The organism is Nocardia sp. NPDC005745, from assembly GCF_040630775.1.
Lineage (GTDB): Bacteria > Actinomycetota > Actinomycetes > Mycobacteriales > Mycobacteriaceae > Nocardia.
Map to the genome: position 1 here is coordinate 136,960 of NZ_JBEXYF010000001.1, position 17,898 is coordinate 154,857.

Annotated in this window: 20 protein-coding genes; 4 read left to right on the forward strand and 16 right to left on the reverse strand. The window is 70.1% G+C overall.

Annotated features, from left to right (window positions below; genetic code table 11):
* Positions 1–27: 27 nt before the first annotated feature.
* The 5 genes from ruvB to ABZ420_RS00695 all read right to left on the reverse strand — a co-directional run bounded on the left by ruvB (position 28) and on the right by ABZ420_RS00695 (position 3,422).
* The gene (gene ruvB, locus ABZ420_RS00675) at positions 28–1,110 is read right to left on the reverse strand and encodes a Holliday junction branch migration DNA helicase RuvB (RefSeq protein ID WP_357115692.1); all 1,083 of its coding nucleotides are present in this window, start codon (positions 1,108–1,110) and stop codon (positions 28–30) included.
* Positions 1,111–1,118: 8 nt separating this feature from the next.
* Entirely contained in the window at positions 1,119–1,721 is a 603-nt protein-coding gene (ruvA, locus tag ABZ420_RS00680; RefSeq protein WP_357032513.1) for a Holliday junction branch migration protein RuvA, read from the reverse strand.
* Entirely contained in the window at positions 1,718–2,287 is a 570-nt protein-coding gene (gene ruvC / locus ABZ420_RS00685; protein WP_357115695.1) for a crossover junction endodeoxyribonuclease RuvC, read from the reverse strand. Before ruvC ends, ruvA begins: the two co-directional genes overlap by 4 nt.
* 82 nt (positions 2,288–2,369) lie before the next feature.
* Positions 2,370–2,822 (reverse strand): acyl-CoA thioesterase, encoded by a 453-nt coding sequence (locus ABZ420_RS00690; protein WP_062977420.1) that lies wholly within the window; start codon positions 2,820–2,822, stop codon positions 2,370–2,372.
* An 84-nt stretch (positions 2,823–2,906) separates the two neighbouring features.
* On the reverse strand, positions 2,907–3,422 hold the full coding sequence (locus ABZ420_RS00695) for an O-acetyl-ADP-ribose deacetylase (protein ID WP_357115698.1): 516 nt from the start codon (positions 3,420–3,422) through the stop codon (positions 2,907–2,909).
* Positions 3,423–3,538: 116 nt separating this feature from the next.
* Here ABZ420_RS00695 and ABZ420_RS00700 point away from each other — a divergent pair, with 116 nt between their 5' ends.
* Positions 3,539–4,975 carry an alpha/beta hydrolase-fold protein gene (locus ABZ420_RS00700; RefSeq protein ID WP_357115701.1) on the forward strand — a complete coding sequence of 479 codons (1,437 nt, stop codon included), beginning with the start codon at positions 3,539–3,541 and terminating at the stop codon, positions 4,973–4,975.
* Positions 4,976–4,991: 16 nt separating this feature from the next.
* Here the strand turns inward: ABZ420_RS00700 and ABZ420_RS00705 are convergent, their stop codons facing one another.
* Positions 4,992–5,966, reverse strand: a complete 975-nt coding sequence (locus tag ABZ420_RS00705; protein WP_357115704.1) for a helix-turn-helix domain-containing protein — start codon at positions 5,964–5,966, stop codon at positions 4,992–4,994.
* A gap of 97 nt (positions 5,967–6,063) precedes the next feature.
* Between ABZ420_RS00705 and ABZ420_RS00710 the strand changes: the two genes are divergently transcribed.
* Complete coding sequence (locus ABZ420_RS00710) at positions 6,064–6,999, forward strand: NADP-dependent oxidoreductase (protein ID WP_357116427.1); 936 nt, start codon at positions 6,064–6,066, stop codon at positions 6,997–6,999.
* Between the two features lie 41 nt (positions 7,000–7,040).
* Positions 7,041–7,247: a DUF5988 family protein gene (locus ABZ420_RS00715; protein ID WP_040867713.1), complete on the forward strand. Its 207-nt coding sequence runs from the start codon at positions 7,041–7,043 to the stop codon at positions 7,245–7,247.
* A 274-nt stretch (positions 7,248–7,521) separates the two neighbouring features.
* Here the strand turns inward: ABZ420_RS00715 and ABZ420_RS00720 are convergent, their stop codons facing one another.
* From ABZ420_RS00720 to ABZ420_RS00730, 3 genes are all read right to left on the reverse strand, one after another.
* Positions 7,522–8,274, reverse strand: coding sequence for a YebC/PmpR family DNA-binding transcriptional regulator (locus tag ABZ420_RS00720; protein WP_357032526.1), 753 nt, complete (start codon positions 8,272–8,274; stop codon positions 7,522–7,524).
* Positions 8,275–8,436: 162 nt separating this feature from the next.
* Positions 8,437–9,087: a pyridoxal 5'-phosphate synthase glutaminase subunit PdxT gene (pdxT, locus tag ABZ420_RS00725; protein WP_357115707.1), complete on the reverse strand. Its 651-nt coding sequence runs from the start codon at positions 9,085–9,087 to the stop codon at positions 8,437–8,439.
* 79 nt (positions 9,088–9,166) lie between these two features.
* A complete protein-coding gene (locus ABZ420_RS00730) occupies positions 9,167–9,988 on the reverse strand; it encodes an acyl-CoA thioesterase II (protein WP_357115710.1) in 822 nt (273 codons plus the stop codon).
* Positions 9,989–10,094: 106 nt separating this feature from the next.
* On the opposite strand from ABZ420_RS00730, the gene ABZ420_RS00735 reads away from it, so the two are divergent.
* Positions 10,095–10,721, forward strand: a complete 627-nt coding sequence (locus tag ABZ420_RS00735; protein WP_357115713.1) for a hypothetical protein — start codon at positions 10,095–10,097, stop codon at positions 10,719–10,721.
* A 227-nt stretch (positions 10,722–10,948) separates the two neighbouring features.
* Here the strand turns inward: ABZ420_RS00735 and ABZ420_RS00740 are convergent, their stop codons facing one another.
* The 7 genes from ABZ420_RS00740 to ABZ420_RS00770 form a co-directional block, all read right to left on the reverse strand.
* Complete coding sequence (locus tag ABZ420_RS00740) at positions 10,949–11,683, reverse strand: SDR family oxidoreductase (protein ID WP_357115716.1); 735 nt, start codon at positions 11,681–11,683, stop codon at positions 10,949–10,951.
* A gap of 149 nt (positions 11,684–11,832) precedes the next feature.
* Positions 11,833–12,327, reverse strand: a complete 495-nt coding sequence (locus ABZ420_RS00745; protein WP_062976116.1) for a hypothetical protein — start codon at positions 12,325–12,327, stop codon at positions 11,833–11,835.
* Between the two features lie 160 nt (positions 12,328–12,487).
* A complete protein-coding gene (locus tag ABZ420_RS00750) occupies positions 12,488–13,372 on the reverse strand; it encodes a LysR substrate-binding domain-containing protein (protein WP_357115719.1) in 885 nt (294 codons plus the stop codon).
* 24 nt (positions 13,373–13,396) lie between these two features.
* Positions 13,397–14,317 (reverse strand): pyridoxal 5'-phosphate synthase lyase subunit PdxS, encoded by a 921-nt coding sequence (gene pdxS, locus ABZ420_RS00755; RefSeq protein ID WP_357115722.1) that lies wholly within the window; start codon positions 14,315–14,317, stop codon positions 13,397–13,399.
* 422 nt (positions 14,318–14,739) lie between these two features.
* Positions 14,740–15,783, reverse strand: a complete 1,044-nt coding sequence (locus ABZ420_RS00760; protein ID WP_357116429.1) for an NUDIX domain-containing protein — start codon at positions 15,781–15,783, stop codon at positions 14,740–14,742.
* Complete coding sequence (locus ABZ420_RS00765) at positions 15,783–16,907, reverse strand: glycosyltransferase family 4 protein (RefSeq protein ID WP_357115725.1); 1,125 nt, start codon at positions 16,905–16,907, stop codon at positions 15,783–15,785. Before ABZ420_RS00765 ends, ABZ420_RS00760 begins: the two co-directional genes overlap by 1 nt.
* Positions 16,904–17,872 carry a phosphatidylinositol mannoside acyltransferase gene (locus ABZ420_RS00770; RefSeq protein WP_357115728.1) on the reverse strand — a complete coding sequence of 323 codons (969 nt, stop codon included), beginning with the start codon at positions 17,870–17,872 and terminating at the stop codon, positions 16,904–16,906. The genes ABZ420_RS00765 and ABZ420_RS00770 overlap by 4 nt, the downstream gene beginning before the upstream one ends.
* Between the last annotated feature and the right edge of the window lie 26 nt (positions 17,873–17,898).

A 17,898-nucleotide genomic window follows, 5' to 3' on the forward strand; every position in this document is an offset into this window, starting at 1 on the left:
CCGCGGTCGGTCACCCGGACGGGCGATTCATTCGAAGAGATCGAGCGTGGGGTGTGGCTCGCGACCGCGCACCTCGATGGAGCCGAACACCAGGTCGGGCGGCGGGACGAGACCGAGGTGTTCCCAGGCGGCCGCCGTGGCGACCCGGCCGCGCGGCGTGCGCGCGACCATGCCCGCGCGCACCAGGAACGGTTCGCATACCTCCTCCACGGTCGCGGCCTCTTCTCCGACCGCGACGGCCAAAGTGGACACCCCCACCGGGCCACCGCCGAAACTACGGACGAGGGCGCCGAGGACCGCGCGGTCGAGCCGGTCGAGGCCGAGCACGTCCACGTCGTAGACCTCGAGCGCGGCGTGGGCGATCGCGCGGGTGATGCGGCCGTCGGCACGCACCTCGGCGTAGTCGCGGACCCGGCGCAGCAGGCGGTTGGCGATGCGGGGCGTGCCGCGCGAGCGCCCCGCGATCTCGGCCGCCGCCTCCTCCTCGATCACGACACCGAGGATGCGCGCCGAGCGCTTCAGGATGCGCAGCAGTTCGCCGGGCTCGTAGAAGTCCATGTGCCCGGTGAAACCGAAACGGTCGCGCAGCGGGCCGGTCAGCGCTCCGGACCTGGTGGTGGCGCCGACCAGGGTGAACGGCGCGATGTCCAGGGGAATGGAGGTCGCGCCGGGCCCCTTGCCGACGACCACGTCGACCCGGAAGTCCTCCATCGCCAAGTAGAGCATCTCCTCCGCGGGACGCGCCATCCGGTGGATCTCATCGATGAACAGCACATCGCCCTCGACCAGGTTGCTGAGCATGGCGGCGAGATCGCCCGCCCGCTCCAGCGCGGGACCGGACGTGATCCGCAGGGCGGTGCCGAGTTCGGCGGCGATGATCATCGCCATGCTGGTTTTGCCGAGACCCGGCGGGCCGGACAGCAGGACGTGGTCCGGAGTGCCGCCGCGCTGTTTGGCTCCGCGCAATACCAGCGCGAGTTGTTCGCGCACCCGGGGCTGGCCGATGAAGTCGTCCAGCGACTGCGGGCGCAGACTCGCCTCGATCTCGCCGTCGGACCTCAGATAGCTTGCGCTGACCTGGGATTCGGTAGGATCCTCGTGGTGGTCCATGACGCGCCTTACCGGTTCTTGCCGAGCAGGCCGAGCGCGGCCCGCAGGGCGGCGGAGGTATCGACGCCCGGCTGTTCGGCCAGCACCGCATCGATCGCCTGTTCGGCCTGCTTGGCGGCGAAACCAAGACCGACGAGCGCCTCGGTGACCTGATCACGCACCGGCGTGGCCGCCGCGGGTGTCGATCCGGGCGGGCCGGAGGGCACCGGAACGAGGTTCACCTTGTCCCGCAGTTCCACCACCATGCGTTCGGCGCCGCGCTTGCCGATGCCGGGCACCCTGGTCAGCGCCGCCACGTTGCTCTCGGCCAGCGCTTTGCGCAGCGCCTCGGGCTCGAGGACGGCCAGCACCGCCATGGCGAGGCGGGGTCCGACGCCGGAGACGGTTTGCAGCAGGCCGAACAGGTCGCGCGCCTCGGTGTCGGCGAACCCGTAGAGGGTCATCGAGTCCTCGCGCACGATCATCGCGGTGTAGAGCCGGGTTTCCTCGCCGCGGGTGAGCCCGGCCAGGGTGGACGGGGTGGCGTTGAGCCGGTAGCCGACGCCCGCCGCCTCGATCACCGCGTGGTCGAGGGCGATTTCCAGCACTTCACCGCGTACCGACGCGATCACCCGTGCACCGCCTTCCGTTGTTCGGCCAGCCGTTCGATGTACCGGCGCTGCGCCGCGGCCGCCTTGGCCTCCGCCGCCGCCATCCGCTCCAGCAGCGGCGCCCGCCAACAATGGCAGATCGCCAGCGCCAGCGCATCCGCCGCGTCCGCCGGTTTCGGCGCGACGGGCAGGCCGAGGATCCGGGTGACCATGGCCGTCACCTGCTTCTTGTCCGCGGTGCCGCTACCGGTGACCGCGGCCTTAACCTCGCTGGGTGTGTGGAACGCGACCGGGATCCCCCGGCGCGCGGCGGCCAGCGCGATCACTCCGCCCGCCTGCGCGGTGCCCATGGCGGTACGGACATTGTGCTGGGCGAAGACGCGTTCGATGGCAACGGCCCCGGGCTTGTGAGTGTCCATCCAGCGTTCGGCGGCGTCTGCGACCGCCAGCAGGCGATGGGCCAGATCCATATCGCCGGGAGTGCGGACCACGTCGACGTCCACGGCGGTGACCTTCCGCCCCGACCCGCCGTCGACGATGCTGAGGCCGCATCGGGTGAGTCCGGGGTCGACGCCCATCACCCGCACGACAACCCCTCTCCCGGACACGAACAACTGTTCGAGAGTCTAGCGGAGGCTTGCTCTTTCGCCGCCCCGCGACACGGCCCGGCTATCCGCCGACGTCACCGGCTTCCCGCGACGCGCCCGGCAGGCCGAGCACCTCCGGACGACTCGCCCGCACCGCCCACTGGTGCGCGGGATCGGCGACCAGGCGTCGAGCCCCCAGGTCCAGTAAGCCGCTGACGTTGGTCACCGTCGCGGCGACCACGCCGTCGGCGCGCGTCAGCGTGTGCTCGACCCGATAGGTCTTGCCCGCACCCCACTGCCAAGCGCACGACACGTCGACGGTGTCGCCGCCGCGTAGTTCGCGCCGGAAGCGCAGCACGGTCTCCAGGTTGACCGGCCCTAGGCCGGAGGCGAGCAACTCGTCGACCGAGACGCCCGCCGCTCGGACGCACGCGAATCGCGCGTGGTCGGCGAATTGGTGGTAAGCCGCGCCGGTGACGTGCAATTGCGGGTCCAAGTCGGACACCCGGACTTCGATACGGGTACTGAACGACACGCGCCGAACTATGCCAGCCGCCACCGACAAGCCTCAGGGCTCGAGATGGTTCGCACCGCGGAGATCTCGCCGGGGCGGCCGGCCTCAGGCCCTGGCGACCTGTCTCGCGAACACAGCGTGCGCGCGCTCGTCGAAGAGGACGAACCGGACTTCCGACACGGCCGTGCGAGTCGAGCGAACCGTGTCGACCGCGATCCGGGCTCCGTCCTTTATCGGCCAGCCGTAGATGCCGGTGGAGATCGCCGGGAACGCGACCGTCCGCGCCCCCAGTTCCTCCGCGACGCGCAGAGATTCCCGATAACACGAGGCCAGCGAGGCCGAGCGGTCCTCGGTGGCCGACCACACGGGGCCGACCGTGTGGATCACCCAGCGCGCGGGCAGGCGACCGGCCGTGGTCGCGACCGCGGCCCCGGTCGGCAGTCCCGAGCCGTAGCGGGACGCACGTAGCCTGCGGCATTCCGCCAGAATCTCCGGGCCGCCGCGCCGGTGGATCGCGCCGTCGACTCCCCCGCCGCCGAGCAGTGACGAATTCGCCGCGTTCACCACCGCGTCGACCTCCTGTTCGGTGATGTCGCCGCGCACCAGCACCAGTTCGACCATGCTCGCATTCTGCCTCGCGCCCCAACGGCGCATCGAGCACAACCGAGGCCGGTCACCCAGCAGTACCGAAGCCGATTCACAGCCTGCCTCGAGGAATGGCCGCGACAATGCCGGACGTGCCAGTACTCGCCGCTCCCGCGACTCCGGTGCCACCGCGCCTTCCTCCGGCGAGTCCGGCGCCGAATCAGCAGCACGCGTTCCAACACGGGATCTCACTGCTGCACGGCTGGCTGCCGCCGACCGTCGAACTGCTCGCCGGGGTGGTCCTGCTGGTCGCCGTCGCTGGGCGAACCAGGCGGTGGTGGTTGCAGCGGCTACCGGCATGCGTGGCGGTCGGCGTAGCAGCGGCGGCGGCCGCGGCCTGGTATGTCGCCGACGAGGGGCTGGCCTCCGACCCCGCGCCCACCGAACTATGGGTGTGGATCGGTGTGGCCGCCGCGGCGGCAGCGGTCGCGATCCTCGGCTGGCCGGGCGCGCGCTGGTGGCGGCGTGGAATCGCGGTCATCGCCGTCCCGTTGACGCTGCTGAGCACCGGGGTGGTGCTCAACCAGTGGGTCGGCTACTACCCCACCGTGCAAGCCGCGTGGGGCGCGGTCACCGCAGGCCCGCTCCCGCAGCAGACCGATCTCTCGGCGCTGGCCGCCCTGCGCAACACCGCCGTCGCCGACGGCAAACTGGTCCCGGTGCGAATCCCCGACACCGGCAGCGGATTTCCGCACCGCACCGAATACGTCTACTTGCCACCCGCGTGGTTCGCCGGGCCGACCCCACCCGCACTGCCGGTGGTGATGATGATCGGCGGCGAGTTCAACACCCCGGCGGACTGGGTCCGCAGCGGCCGGATCATGCCCGCCCTGAACGGTTTCACGAAGGCGAACGGCGGCCTCGCCCCGATACTCGTCTTCGTCGACGCCAGCGGCAGTTTCAACAACGACACCGAATGCGTGAACGGGCCGCGCGGCAACGCCGCCGCGCATCTGACCGAGGATGTGCCCGCTTACGTCGAAGCGCAATTCGGCGCCTCCGCCGATCCCGCGCGCTGGGCGGTGGTCGGCTGGTCCATGGGCGGCACCTGCGCGGTGGACCTGGCGGTCACGCACCCGGATCTCGTGCACACGTTCGTCGACATCGCCGGCGATCTCGGGCCGTCTTCGGGCACCGAGGAGCAGACCGTCTCCCGTCTCTTCGGTGGCGACGCCGCCGCATGGGAGGCGTTCGACCCGCTGACCGTCATGACCAGGCACGGTCCCTACGACGGCGTGGCCGGTCTCTTCGACGACCTCGTCCCCGCCCAGCGTTCGGGTGGCGCCAACCGGCGCACTCCGGCTCCCGACGACGACAGCGCGGGCCTCGGCGGTCGTGACGAGGTGCCCGACTCCGGCGAAGTCGGCGCCGCCGGCAAACTCTGCACCGCCGGACACGCGGTAGGCATCGACTGCACCGTCTACACCACCGAGGGCGGACACACCTGGCAATTCGCTTCGGCCGCGTTCGCTTCGTCCTTGCCGTGGGTCGCCGCCCGCGTAGGTCTGCCGGTTCCCGCCACCGGCTGAACCCTCGGCAACCGGCTCAGCTCGCCGACGCGGCCGCCCGCACACGGAATGTGCGCCGATAGGCCTGCGGTGACACCCCGATCGCCTCGACCAGGTGCTGGCGCAGCGACGTGCCGGTGGCGAAGCCGACCTCGCCCGCGATGCGATCGACGGTCAGGTCGGTGGTCTCCAGCAAATGCCTGGCACGGAACACGCGCTGCTGGATCAACCAGCGGCCCGGGCTCATGCCGACCTCGTCGCGGAAGCGCCGGGCGAAGGTGCGCTTGCTCATCCGGGCCCGGACGGCCAGCTCGTCGACGGTCAGCGGATGACTCAAGTTCTCCAGCGCCCACTGTCTGGCGGCGGCGGTCCCGGCCGTGGTCGCGGGCGGCACCGGCTGCTCGATGTACTGCGCCTGACCGCCGTCCCGCCATGGCGGAACGACGCAACGACGCGCGACCGCGTTCGCGACCGCACTGCCGTGATCGCGCCGCACCAGGTGCAGGCACACGTCGAGCCCCGCCGCCGCACCCGCCGAGGTGAGGACGTCCCCGTCGTCCACGTACAGCACGTCGGGGTCGAGGCGCACGCGCGGGAAGGTGCGCCGGAACAGACCGGCCTGATTCCAGTGCGTGGTGGCCGGGCGCCCGTCGAGCAGTCCCGCGGCCGCCGCGACGAAGGCGCCGGTGCAGATCGCGACGATTCTGGCCCCCGGCCGGATCTGCGCGAACGCGTCGCGCACCGGCTCCGGCAGCGCGCCGGTGAGGGTCGTGGTGATGTCGCAGGCGGGCAGGACCACGGTGTCAGCAGTTCGCAAGGCCCGGCCGTCGTGGGCTACCGCGATATCGAAATCGGCGGCGCTGCGCACCGGACGACCGTCGACCGAACAGGTGACCACCTCGTATCTGCCTGCGGCACTACCGAACACCCGATTCGGGATACCGAGTTCGAAGGGGTAGACCCCGTCCAACGCCAGCACCACCACCCGATGGGGTGCGGTCGAGTCCGTCATGGCACGATCATATCGAATAATGGCAATCGTGCCATTTTCTCTGCCGTCCGGCCCCGGCAAACTGACTGCCGTGACCGACATCGACAGCACCGCGACCATGCGCGCGGTCAGCCAGCAGACCCTCGGCGGACCCGAGGTGCTCACCGAAATCGAACTCCTCCGGCCGGTTCCGGGCCCCGGCCAGATCCTGGTGCGGATCCGAGCGGCCGGACTCAATCCGACCGACTGGCGCCACCGCGCCACCGCGGGGCTTTTCCTGCCGGAGCCGCCGTTCGTCCTCGGCTGGGATGTCTCCGGCGAGGTCGCGACCACCGGCATCGGCGTCACCCTGTTCCGCCCCGGCGACGAGGTGTTCGGCATGCTCCCGTATCCGCACGGTCACGGCTCCTGCGCCGAATACGTCGTAGGGCCGGCCCGCGCTTTCGCTCGCAAACCGGCCGCCCTCGACCACACGCAGGCGGCGGCCATTCCGCTCGCCGCGCTCACCGCATGGCAGGCGCTGGTCGACACCGCTCACCTGACCGCGGGGCAACGCGTGCTGATCCACGCGGCCGCGGGCGGTGTCGGCCACTTCGCGGTGCAGATCGCCAAGGCGCGCGGAGCGTACGTCATCGGCACGGCCAGCGCACCCAACCACGCGTTCCTGCGCGGGATCGGCGCCGACGAGGTGATCGACTATCGCGATACCGATGTCGCCGAGGCGGTTCGCGGCGTCGACGTGGTGCTGGACTCGATCGACGACGACAACAGCATCCGGTCGCTGCGCACCCTGCGTCCCGGCGGGTTGCTGGTGACGCTGCGGGCCTTCGGCGCCCTCGACCTGGCGAGCGAGGCGGAGGCGCTGGGCGTCCGCGCGCTCAGGATGCTGGTGGAACACGATCACGCCGGCATGCTCGCCCTCGCCGGGCTCGCCGCATCCGGCGCCCTGCGCCCGACGATCGCCGCGTCGTTCCCCCTTTCGAAGGCGGCAGAAGCGCACGCGTTGGGCGATACGGGGCGAACCGTCGGCAAATTGGTACTGACCGTGCCCTGAATGTGCCACGATCAGGCCGTTCCCGCTTCTACGATCCGAGGATGAGCATTGGTGCAAAAGCTGTCCTCGAAGGCGGGCCGCAAGATCTGCCCGCGCGCATCGTCCCGATCACCCCGCCCGGAGTGGAGTTGAAGGTGCCGTTCCGCGGCGGATACGAGCACTTCAAGGTCACCCAGCGGGAGCAGGACACCCCCGAAGGGCGACTGCGCGTGTACGAATGGTGCGAGCGCACCAAGATCGCGGAGTAATTCCGGCTCCCCTCCCCGGCGACGGTGACGTCGGCACCCGGCGCACCGCCGGGGAGATCACCGGGCATTCCGCGATCGCACCCGGGATGTACCGGACTCCGGCTCCCGCCGTGCCGGCGACCAGGGCGCGGCACATGACGTCAGCGAACTCGGAGAGATCGCCCGAGTGCCGCACATCGACCGCGACGGGGCGGACTGTCCGGACATGCTTCGGGGCGGCCGTCAGGAGACCGGCCGCCCCGATTTCGCGCAGTATTACCCGCGGTAGCTCGATTCAGTCGTCGAGCTGAGCGAGCACCTCGTCCGAGATGTCGACGTTGGTGTAGACGTTCTGCACGTCGTCGCTGTCTTCGAGGGCGTCCACGAGTTTGATCACCTTGCGCGCGCCGTCGGCGTCCACCGCGACCGACACCGACGGCTGGAAACCGGACTCGGCGGAGTCGTAGTCGATACCGGCGCCCTGCAGCGCGGTGCGCACCGCGATCAGATCGCTGGGCTCGCTGATGATCTCGAACGACTCACCGAGGTCGTTGACTTCCTCGGCGCCCGCGTCCAGCACCGCCATCAACACGTCGTCCTCGGACAGGCCGTTCTTCTCCAGGGTGACGACGCCCTTGCGATGGAAGAGGTAGGCCACCGAGCCCGGGTCGGCCATGTTGCCGCCGTTGCGCGTCATCGCGACCCGGACCTCGCCCGCCGCCCGGTTGCGGTTGTCGGTGAGGCACTCGATCAGCACGGCGACGCCGTTGGGTCCGTAGCCCTCGTACATGATCGTCTGCCAGTCGGCGCCGCCGGCTTCCTCGCCGCCGCCGCGCTTGCGGGCGCGCTCGATGTTGTCGTTGGGGACCGACGACTTCTTCGCCTTCTGGATGGCGTCGAACAGCGTCGGGTTGCCATCCGGGTCACCGCCACCGGTACGGGCCGCCACCTCGATGTTCTTGATCAACTTCGCGAACAGCTTGCCGCGCTTCGCGTCGATCGCAGCCTTCTTGTGCTTGGTGGTGGCCCATTTGGAGTGGCCGCTCATTCCCTACTTCCTTCAGGTCGATGGCACGTTCGGTCGTGTGTACGGTACCGGCACGGCCGGGCGGACAGCTTCCCCAGCCTACTCGGGCGTCCACTACGGCCCCGCAAAGCGGCCCCGGCTTCGCACCCACTCGTCTTCGCGGGCTCCGTCCGGGCGCGCCCGTCAAGCCGAGCGGACCATCTCCACGAACATCCGGTGCACCCGCATATCGCCGGTCACCTCGGGATGGAACGAGGTCGCCAGGACATTCCCCTGCCGCACCGCGACGATCCGGCCCGCGGCGGGGCCGTGCGGCACGGTGGCCAGGACCTCGACGCCCTCGCCTGCCCGCTCGACCCAGGGCGCTCGGATGAACACCGCTCGCACGGGGCCACCGGGCAGGCCCGCGAACGGCAGATCGGTTTCGAACGAGTCGACCTGACGGCCGAACGCGTTGCGCCGCACCGTCATATCGATGCCGGACAGATGCTCGGCGTCCGGGCGGGTGTCGAGCACCTCCGAGGCGAGCAGGATCATGCCCGCGCAGGAACCGAATGCCGGCAGGCCGTCGCGCAGCCGCGCGCGCAGCGGCTCCAGCAGTTCGAAGGCCGCCAGCAGCTTGCTGATCGCGGTCGACTCGCCGCCGGGCAGCACGAGCGCGTCCACGGCCGCGAGCTCCGACTCGCGCCGGACCAGTACGGGCTCGGCACCGCAGCCGGCGAGCGCGGCGACGTGCTCCCGGACGTCGCCTTGCAACGCGAGCACGCCGATGACGGGACGGGACGGCGTCTGTCCGGTGTCGGCGGCGGGGGCGGTGACCGAGGTAGCGTTCACGCCGGAAAGCTTACGAGCCGTGCCGATGTGGGCGCGCTCACGGTCGGCTGCCACACGCACATCGCCGCAACCGCCCGGATCACTCTTCGCGCAGCGTGCGGATGAGGCCTTCCTGCACCACGGCCGCGACCAGCGTGCCCTCCCGGGTGAAGATCTTGCCGCCGGTCAGGCCCCGGCCGAAAGCCGCAGACGGCGAGGACTGGTCGTAGAGCAGCCATTCGTCGGCCCGGAACGGGCGCAGGAACCACATCGCGTGATCGAGCGAGGCGTTCTGGGTCGGCTCGTCGGGATGGACGACCTTCGACGAACCCAGCAGCGTCATATCGCTCATGTAGGCGAGGGTGCACACGTGCACCAGCGGATCGTCCGGTAGCAGGTGCCGGTAGCGGAACCACACCTGCTGCTGGGAGACCACGCCGTCGCGGGGGGACACGTTCTCCGGCGGGACCATGCGGATGTCCCAGTGTTCCCACTCGCGCATCGCCCACAATCGTTCCGGACTCATCGTAGTGCCCGCGTCGGGCAGATCCTCCGGCATCGGAACGCCGGGCATGACGTCCTGATGCTCGGGGCCCTGGTCACCGACATGGAACGACGCCGACATGGTGAAGATCGCCGCGCCGTCCTGGATGCCGGTCACCCGCCGCGTGCAGAACGACCGGCCGTCCCGGATGCGCTCGACCTGGTAGACCGTCGGTTCCTGCGGATTGCCCGGACGCAGGAAGTAGCCGTGCAGCGAGTGCACTTGGAATCGCGGTTCCACCGTCCGGACCGCGGACACGAGCGCCTGGCCGGCAACCTGGCCGCCGAACGTGCGCGGAAGCTGGGTCTTGGTGGACGCGCCACGGAAGATGTCCCGCTCCAGCCGCTCTATCTCCAGCGCCTCTTCGATTGTCGCCATGCGCAGAGATTATCCCGGCCGCTCACGACGTCGCCGCTCGGCCGCCGGTGAACGTCCGGCAACGCCCACGCCTCCTCCGGCCGTCGCGATTTGCTGAGATGGACGGGTGCCCCGCTTTCTGCCCATCACTCCGGACGGACTCGTCGAGCAAGTAATCGAACCCGTCCTGACCGTGGCCTCGCACACCGTGATCGCGGTCGACGGCGCGGACGCCGCCCAGCCGGTGGCGCTCGCCCAGCGGATCGTCGAGGCGCTGCGCGAGGCGGGCCGGTCCGCCGACGTGGTCTCCCTGCACGACTACGTACGTCCCGCCTCACTGCGCATGGAGTTCGGTCGCACCGACGAGATGTCCTATCGCACAGCGTGGTTCGACTACGCCGCGCTGCGCCGGGAAGTGATCGACGCGCTCCGCGGGCACGGCCGGTGGCTGCCCTCGCTCTGGGACGAAGCCGCCGACCGCTCCGCGCGCGCCGCGATCCGCACGGCGCCGCCCGCGACCACGATCGTCCTCGCGGGCCCGATGCTCGCCGGACGCCACCTCGACGCCGACCTGAGCCTCCGCCTGGACCTGTCCGAACCCGCGCTCCGCCGCCGCACCGCGGCCGACGCGCAATGGACCATCCCCGCTCTGTTGCGGCACGACGCCGAGAACCCCTACACGCCAACCTTCTTCGTGCGTTGGGATCATCCCGAGCGTCCGGCGCTTCGAGTCGACGAGCACCGGGCGAACTAGCGTCCGTCTCTGCCGATATCGGACTGCTGGCCGGCGTTCGGATCATTCATAATTAGATGCGCATAGCCAGGTATCCATATGTATTTCCGCTCGCCGTGCGCGCTTCGGTGCGCCGGTCCACGTCCTCCGCCATCACTGGCGGCGCACTCGGCCCGATCAGCGTTTCGTCATGACAACCGGACTCGATCCCGTCCCATGGCCGAACTTGCCCAACGCTCCCTCACCACTCACACCAACCGGTGCCCGCCATCCACGTGCAGGACGGTGCCGGTGATGAAGGGATTGCGCATCACGCCGAGCATCGCCTGCGCAATATCGGACGGACGGCCGATGCGCCCGACCGGCAGGCGCGCGGCGAGCTGCCGGTGACGTTCGGTCTTCGCGGGCCCCGCGATGGTGTCCCAGATCGGGGTGTCGACCCACCCGGGTGAGACAACGTTGACGCGGACCGGGCCGAGCTCGAGGGCCAAGGCGTAGGCCAGTGAGGCGAGCGCGCCGTTGACCGCCGCCACCATCGCGCCGCCCGGCGCGGGCCGATAGGCCGCCACGCCGGAGGTGAAGGTCACCGAACCGCCCGGGACCACCCGGGCGTGCTTGGCCAGCAGAGTGGCGCCGATCAGCTTGGAGGAGAACAAATTCCGGGCCAGGTCGGCGTCGAACTCGGCCAGCGGCTGATAGGCGCCGGTGATGTCGGCCGCGGTGGTGACGACATGATCGACCGGCGCCGACTCGGCGAACAGACGCTCGAGATCGGCTTCGCGGGTGATGTCCGCGACGACCGAGCGCACCGAGCCCGGCCCCGCGGGCACGCTGCGCTCCGCCGCGGCCAGCCGTTCGGCGGAACGGCCCGCGATGGTGACCTCCGCGCCCTCGGCGACCAGCGCCGTCGCCAGCGCCAGTCCCATGCCGGAGCTGCCGCCCACGATGACGACACGTTCGGGTGTTGTGCTGCTTGCTGTCATGGCTTCAGCCGACCATCGGCGCGGTCGAGTGTCCATGTCGCACTACCGAACACGCCTTAGCCGGAGACTAACGCCGCAGGCCGAGGACCGATCCGGGACCGCACAGGGCGACGCACCGCACCGCACCGCCCCGTGCGCCCGGCCGGTTCTCAGGGGGTGCAGGCCGGTGATTGCTGGTTCAAGTTGGCCAGTGCCTGGCACGCCCACGTCTTCTGGACCTTCCACTTGCCGCCGTCCAGCACGAACGGGACGTCGACCTGGTTCTCCTGCCCGTTGATGGTGAACTTCGCCTGTGCGGTCACGCTGTCACCGAAGGCGGTCACTCCGGTGACCACCGCCGTGGCGTTCGCCTGCCGGAACGCCTCGGCCAGGCGGTTGGGCAGGCCGGGGTCGGCTTCGATACCCTGCACGAGATCGAGCTTGTCCTCGTTCGGCACCGCGGGATCGAGGGCCTTCTGCAACAGGGCGTTGAGCTCGTCGACGGTGGGCGCGGCGGGGGTGGTCACAGTCGCCGAGGCGGCCGCCGTGGTGCGGGTCGACTTGGGTGAGTCGCTCGTGTCGTCACTGCCGCAGGCGGCGAGGCCGAGGGCGGCCACGAGGGCCAAACCCGCTACTGCGGTGCGTCCGGTCTTGGGAAGCTTCAACTGTTCGTCCTTTGCGCTCGGATCGATCCGGTGAGAGGGCGCGAAATGGCCTTGGACGGCCATCGAATGGCGAAGCTACTGAGCGTGATTGTGGGAACCATGAGACGACCTTCTGGCCGCCGTAAGAGTTGAACCTAGCATCGGAAGCGGTCCGCGCGGCTCATTCCGCCGACAGGTCGGCGGTGAGGGCGGCGATCAGCGCCGCGACGGCCGGGTCGCGCACCGCCGCGCGCCAGGCGACCGCGTAGGTCACCACTAGGGGCGCGCCAAGGAGCGGCCGCCAGACCAGACCGGGCAGTCCGTCCGCGCGCGAGGAGCTGAGCCCGATCACGTCGGGCCGGGCGGGCAGCACGGCGAGCATCTGCGCGTGCCCCATCGCGCTGGCACTGAGCCGCACCCGCGCGCCGTGGTCGGCGAGGGCGCGCAACAGCGAATCGTGCAAGCCCGCGGCGGATTCGCGCGCGAACAAGATCAGCTCCTGACCGCTGAGCTCGACCGGATCGAGCAGTGCCTCGCCGGCGAGCGGATGCCGCTGCGACATCAGCACGCCGAGCTCCTCGCGGGCCACGGCCCGTTGCGCGAAGCGTTCGGGCAGGTCTACCGGGGTGCGGACGAGCGCGAGGTCGACCTCGTCGTCATCGAGGAAACGCACCTGATCGGCGGTGGTCCCGCCGGTGAGCACCATCCGGGCGCCGGGCGACGCGGCGGTGAGCAGACTCCCGATGCGCGTCGGTAGCCAGGGTGGGACGCCGTTGAGCAGCCCGAGGCGCAGCACCGGGGCGCCGGAGACGGCAGCGCGCCTGGTCTGCCTGACCGCTTCGTCCATCGCGCGCAGCACGGTCTTGCCGGAGCGCAGCAGCACCGCACCCGCGGGCGTCAGCTCCACCCGCGGCTCACGGGTCAGCAGCGGGCCGCCCAGTTCCCGCTCCAGCACCTTGATCTGCTGGCTGAGCGTGGGCGCCGAGATGAACAATCGCTCCGCGGCCCGGCGGAAGTGCAACTCCTCCGCCAGGACCACGAAGTACCGCAACTGCCGTAACTCCACGCGGCAGACGCTACCGGCCCCGGATCACCAGCCGCGTTCGGCCAAGCGGTGCGGCTGGGCGATGTCCTCGACGTTGATGCCGACCATGGCCTCACCGAGACCGCGCGACACCTTGGCCAGCACATCCGGGTCGTCGTAGAAGGTGGTGGCTTTGACGATGGCGGCGGCGCGCTGGGCCGGGTTACCGGATTTGAAGATGCCCGAACCCACGAACACGCCCTCGGCGCCGAGCTGCATCATCATCGCGGCGTCGGCGGGGGTGGCGATGCCGCCCGCGGTGAACAGCACGACCGGCAGCTTCCCGGTCTCGGCGATCTCACGGACCAGCTCGTAGGGCGCCTGCAGCTCCTTGGCCGCGACGAACAACTCGTCCTCGGGCAGCGACGACAGGCGGCGGATCTCCTGCCGGATCTTGCGCATGTGCGTGGTCGCGTTGGACACGTCACCGGTGCCCGCCTCGCCCTTGGAGCGAATCATGGCCGCGCCCTCGGTGATTCGGCGCAGAGCCTCGCCGAGGTTGGTGGCGCCACAGACGAACGGCACGGTGAAGTTCCACTTGTCGATGTGGTTGGCGTAGTCGGCCGGGGTGAGCACTTCGGACTCATCGATGTAGTCGACGCCGAGGCTCTGCAGGATCTGTGCCTCCACGAAGTGGCCGATACGGGCCTTGGCCATGACCGGAATGGAGACCGCGGAAATGATGCCGTCGATCATGTCCGGGTCGCTCATCCGGGACACGCCGCCCTGGGCACGAATGTCCGCGGGCACTCGCTCCAGCGCCATCACCGCGACCGCGCCTGCGTCCTCGGCGATCTTGGCCTGCTCCGGCGTGACGACATCCATGATCACCCCGCCCTTGAGCATCTCGGCCATGCCGCGCTTCACGCGGGCGGTGCCGACGGTCTGGGTGGTCTCGGGGTTGGTCACGGCTAATTCCTCCAGCATGTGCGCCAATCGGTCGCTCGGATGCGAACGCCACGATTCTAAGCCGGTGACAAAAGGCCACTTGATAGCCAGTTGGAGGGCACTGGCCTGGTGTGATCTCGGTTATGCGCCCTGAGCCGGGACGGCTCGGCGAGCGCGCCATCCCGGCTGCCCGGCCGTTGCCGGGCGCCGGCTCACAGCGGGCCGACCACCAGCAACGTCGCCCAGTACTCCGCGGCCGCGGGGCCGATCAGCGGCAACAGGAAATCGAACAGCAGGTACGACATGAACGAACTACCTCCACAACCGAGCTGGAACGGCCCCGCCGACGGCAGGACCACGACACCGAACTGACATGCGTCCCTGACAGCAGTACCCTCCGGCGCGCCGAATCATCGCGACGCTATCACGATCGTGAAACACATCACATGCGTTCGGGCCGGTCAGCGGATGGAACGAACCTCCGGGTCGGCGGGGCCCGATGCCGCCTCGGCGGCTTCGCCGAGTAGTTCGTCCAGGTGGTACGGGTAGACGGTTTCGCCGGAGCGGTCCAGCGCGACGATATCGGCCGCGGTGCACCATTTGTGCCCGGTGATCGAGCGACGTTCGATCAGAGTCCGATTCGCCGCGTGCGGTTCGAATCCACGCGCCCGCAGCGCGAAGAACAGTTCCTCCGACCGGATCAGCTCACCGTCGAAGGGGAACACCGCGACCCGCCGCCAGATCGGGCCGCGCAGGTCGACCGGATCCGCGCGGTAACCGGTCTCCTCGTACAGTTCCCGCACGGCCGCGGCGCGCAGGCTCTCCCCCGGCTCCACACCGCCGCCGACGGTGAACCAGAACGACACCTCCGGCGTCTTCGGGTCGTTGCCGCGCATCAGCAACGTCCGGTCGTTCTCGTCGAACAGCACGACCCGCGCCGTGGTGCGGATGGTGTCGACCGCCAGCCCGGTGGACGCCGCGGGAGTGGCGCGCTCGGTGATCTCGAAGTAGGAAGGCAGCGGGGCGGTGCCGCCGAGGTGCAGGATCCGGACCGGACGGCGGGTGCGCAGCGCCAGCGTGTCGCGCACGGCGTCGTTGTGGAAGCGGCGGGCGATCAGCACCCGGGCCTCGGCGTCGGCCAGTTCGGCGACCAGTTGCGGGCGCAGCGTGCCGATGTCCACCGCCGACAACGCGGAGGACAGCCGGTTCTCCACCGTCTCCCGTTCGGCGCGCCCGGCGCGCTCGGCCCGGTCGGCCAGGGCCGAGAGTTGTCTGGCCTGCTCCGCCATGGCCGGATCGGACACCGGGCCCGCGATCGCCATGGCGACCGACCGGGCCACCACCGCCCGCCGGGCCAGCGCCGCGTCCAGCGCCTGCCAGGACTGGTCGGAGCGCACGTGCAGCCGGTCGAGCCGGTTGGCGGTGGAGTACGCCCACAGACCGATCGCGACGACGATCGCCGCGATCAGCGCGAGGACGAGAACGGTCGTGGCGGAGAACGTGATCATCCGGCGGCCCGAACTCGGGTGTCGCCGACGGTCACCGTCTCGTAGACGCGCAGGATCTGTTCGGCCACCACCGGCCAGTCGTACTCGCCGACCACCTGTGTCGCGGTGCGCACCAGCGCCTCTCTGCGCACCTCGTCGGTGAGCACGGTGTGCAGCGCGGTGGCCAGGGCCGCCGAATCCCCGATCGGGACCAGCATGCCCGCCGTACCGTCCCGCAGTACCCGGCGGAAGGCGTCCAGCTCACTGGCCACCACCGCGGTGCCTGCCGCCATCGCCTCGATGAGGATGATGCCGAAGCTCTCCCCGCCCAGGTTGGGCGCCACGTACACGTCCGCGCTGCGCATCGCCGAAGCCTTCTCCTCGTCGGACACCTGGCCGAGGAAGCGCAGGTGGCCTGCCAGCTTGCCCGCTTCGCGGCGCAACCGGTCCTCGTCACCGCGGCCGACGATCAGGATCTCGACGTCGGGATGCCTGCGCACCAGATCGGGCAGCGCGCCGAGCAGTACGTCCATACCCTTACGCGGCTCGTCGTAGCGCCCCAGGAACAGCACCGTGCCGCCGGAGCGCGGATAGCCGGGCAGCATCGGCGCGCGGGCGAACGCCGGGACGTCGACCCCGTTGGGGATCTCCACCGCGTCCGAGCCCAGCGCCTCGACCTGCCAGCGGCGCGCCAGCTCGGAGACCGCGATACGGCCGGAGATCTTCTCGTGATACGGCCGCAGCACGCCCTGGAAAGTGCTCAGCACCAAGGACTTCGTCGTCGAGGTGTGGAAGGTCGCGACGATCGGACCCTCGGCGATCTTCAACGCGAGCATGGACAGGCTGGGCGCGTTCGGTTCGTGGATGTGCAGGACGTCGAAGTCGTTGCCGTCGATCCACCGGCGAATCCTGGTGTAGGCCATGGGCCCGAACGACAGCCTGGCCACCGACCCGTTGTACGGGATGGCCACCGCCCGGCCCGCCGACACCACGAACTCCGGAAGCGGAGTGTCCTCCGACGCGGGCGCGAGCACGCTCACCTTGTGCCCCCGCTCGATGAACACCCGCGCCAGCTCGACTACATGTGCCTGCACCCCACCGGGGACATCGAACGAATAGGGGCAGACCATGCCGATCTTCATGGCGATACGTCTCCCTGCTCGGCCCCGAGTCTCGCCTGTGCGGTGTCGATCATCGCGCGCCGCCGGGGCGAGAGATCGCTCTCCCACAATGGTTGCAGCATGTGCCAGTCCGCGGGATGCTCGGCGATATTCGCCGCGAAACGATCCGCCAGCGCCTGCGTGGCCGCGGCTACGCCACCGGAAACGTCCACCGGCGCCTCGACCTTCAGGCCCCAGTTCTCACGGCCGTCGGCCTCGACCTCGAACCACGCGTGCACCGGCAGCAGCGCCGCGCCGGTCTCGATGGCCAGTTTGGCCGAGCCCGCGGGCATCCAGGTGCGCTCACCGAAGAACTGCACGGGAACGCCTTTGCCGGTGAGGTCGCGTTCGCCCAGCAGGCACACGATCCTGTTCTGCCGCAGGCGGGCCGCCAACTGGTCGAACGGCGGTTGCTCGCCACCGGTCAGCGGGAACACTTCGAAGCCCAGGCTTTCCCGGTAGGCGACGAACCGCTCGAACAGCGATTCCGGCTTCAACCGCTCGGCCACGGTGGATAAGCCGCCGTAGTGCTGCACCAGCCAGACGCCCGCCATGTCCCAATTGCCGGAGTGCGGCAGCACGAAAACCACGCCTCGACCCTGCTCGAGTGCGGCGTCCAGGTATTGCAGCCCACCTACGAAGTAGTCGATCGCCGCGTGGTCCATCCCGGGCAGCCGGAACGCTTCCCGCCAATATCGCGCGTACGACCGCATGCTGGCGCTGATCAACTCGTCCGGCACGTCGGCGGGCAGTACGCCGAGCACGCGCGCCAGGTTGCGCCGCAACTGGTTCGGCGCGCCGCCCGCGTGGAACTCCCGATTGGCGCGGCGGGCGACCCGGTCCCCGCCCCACTCGAACAGTCGCCGGGCCGTCGACTCCGGCAGTGCGCGCACCAGCCGCCAGCCCGCCGCGTATCCGGCGGCGCCGAGCTGCTCCCCTATCGTCATCCGCACTCCCGCACCGCAGGTCCGCT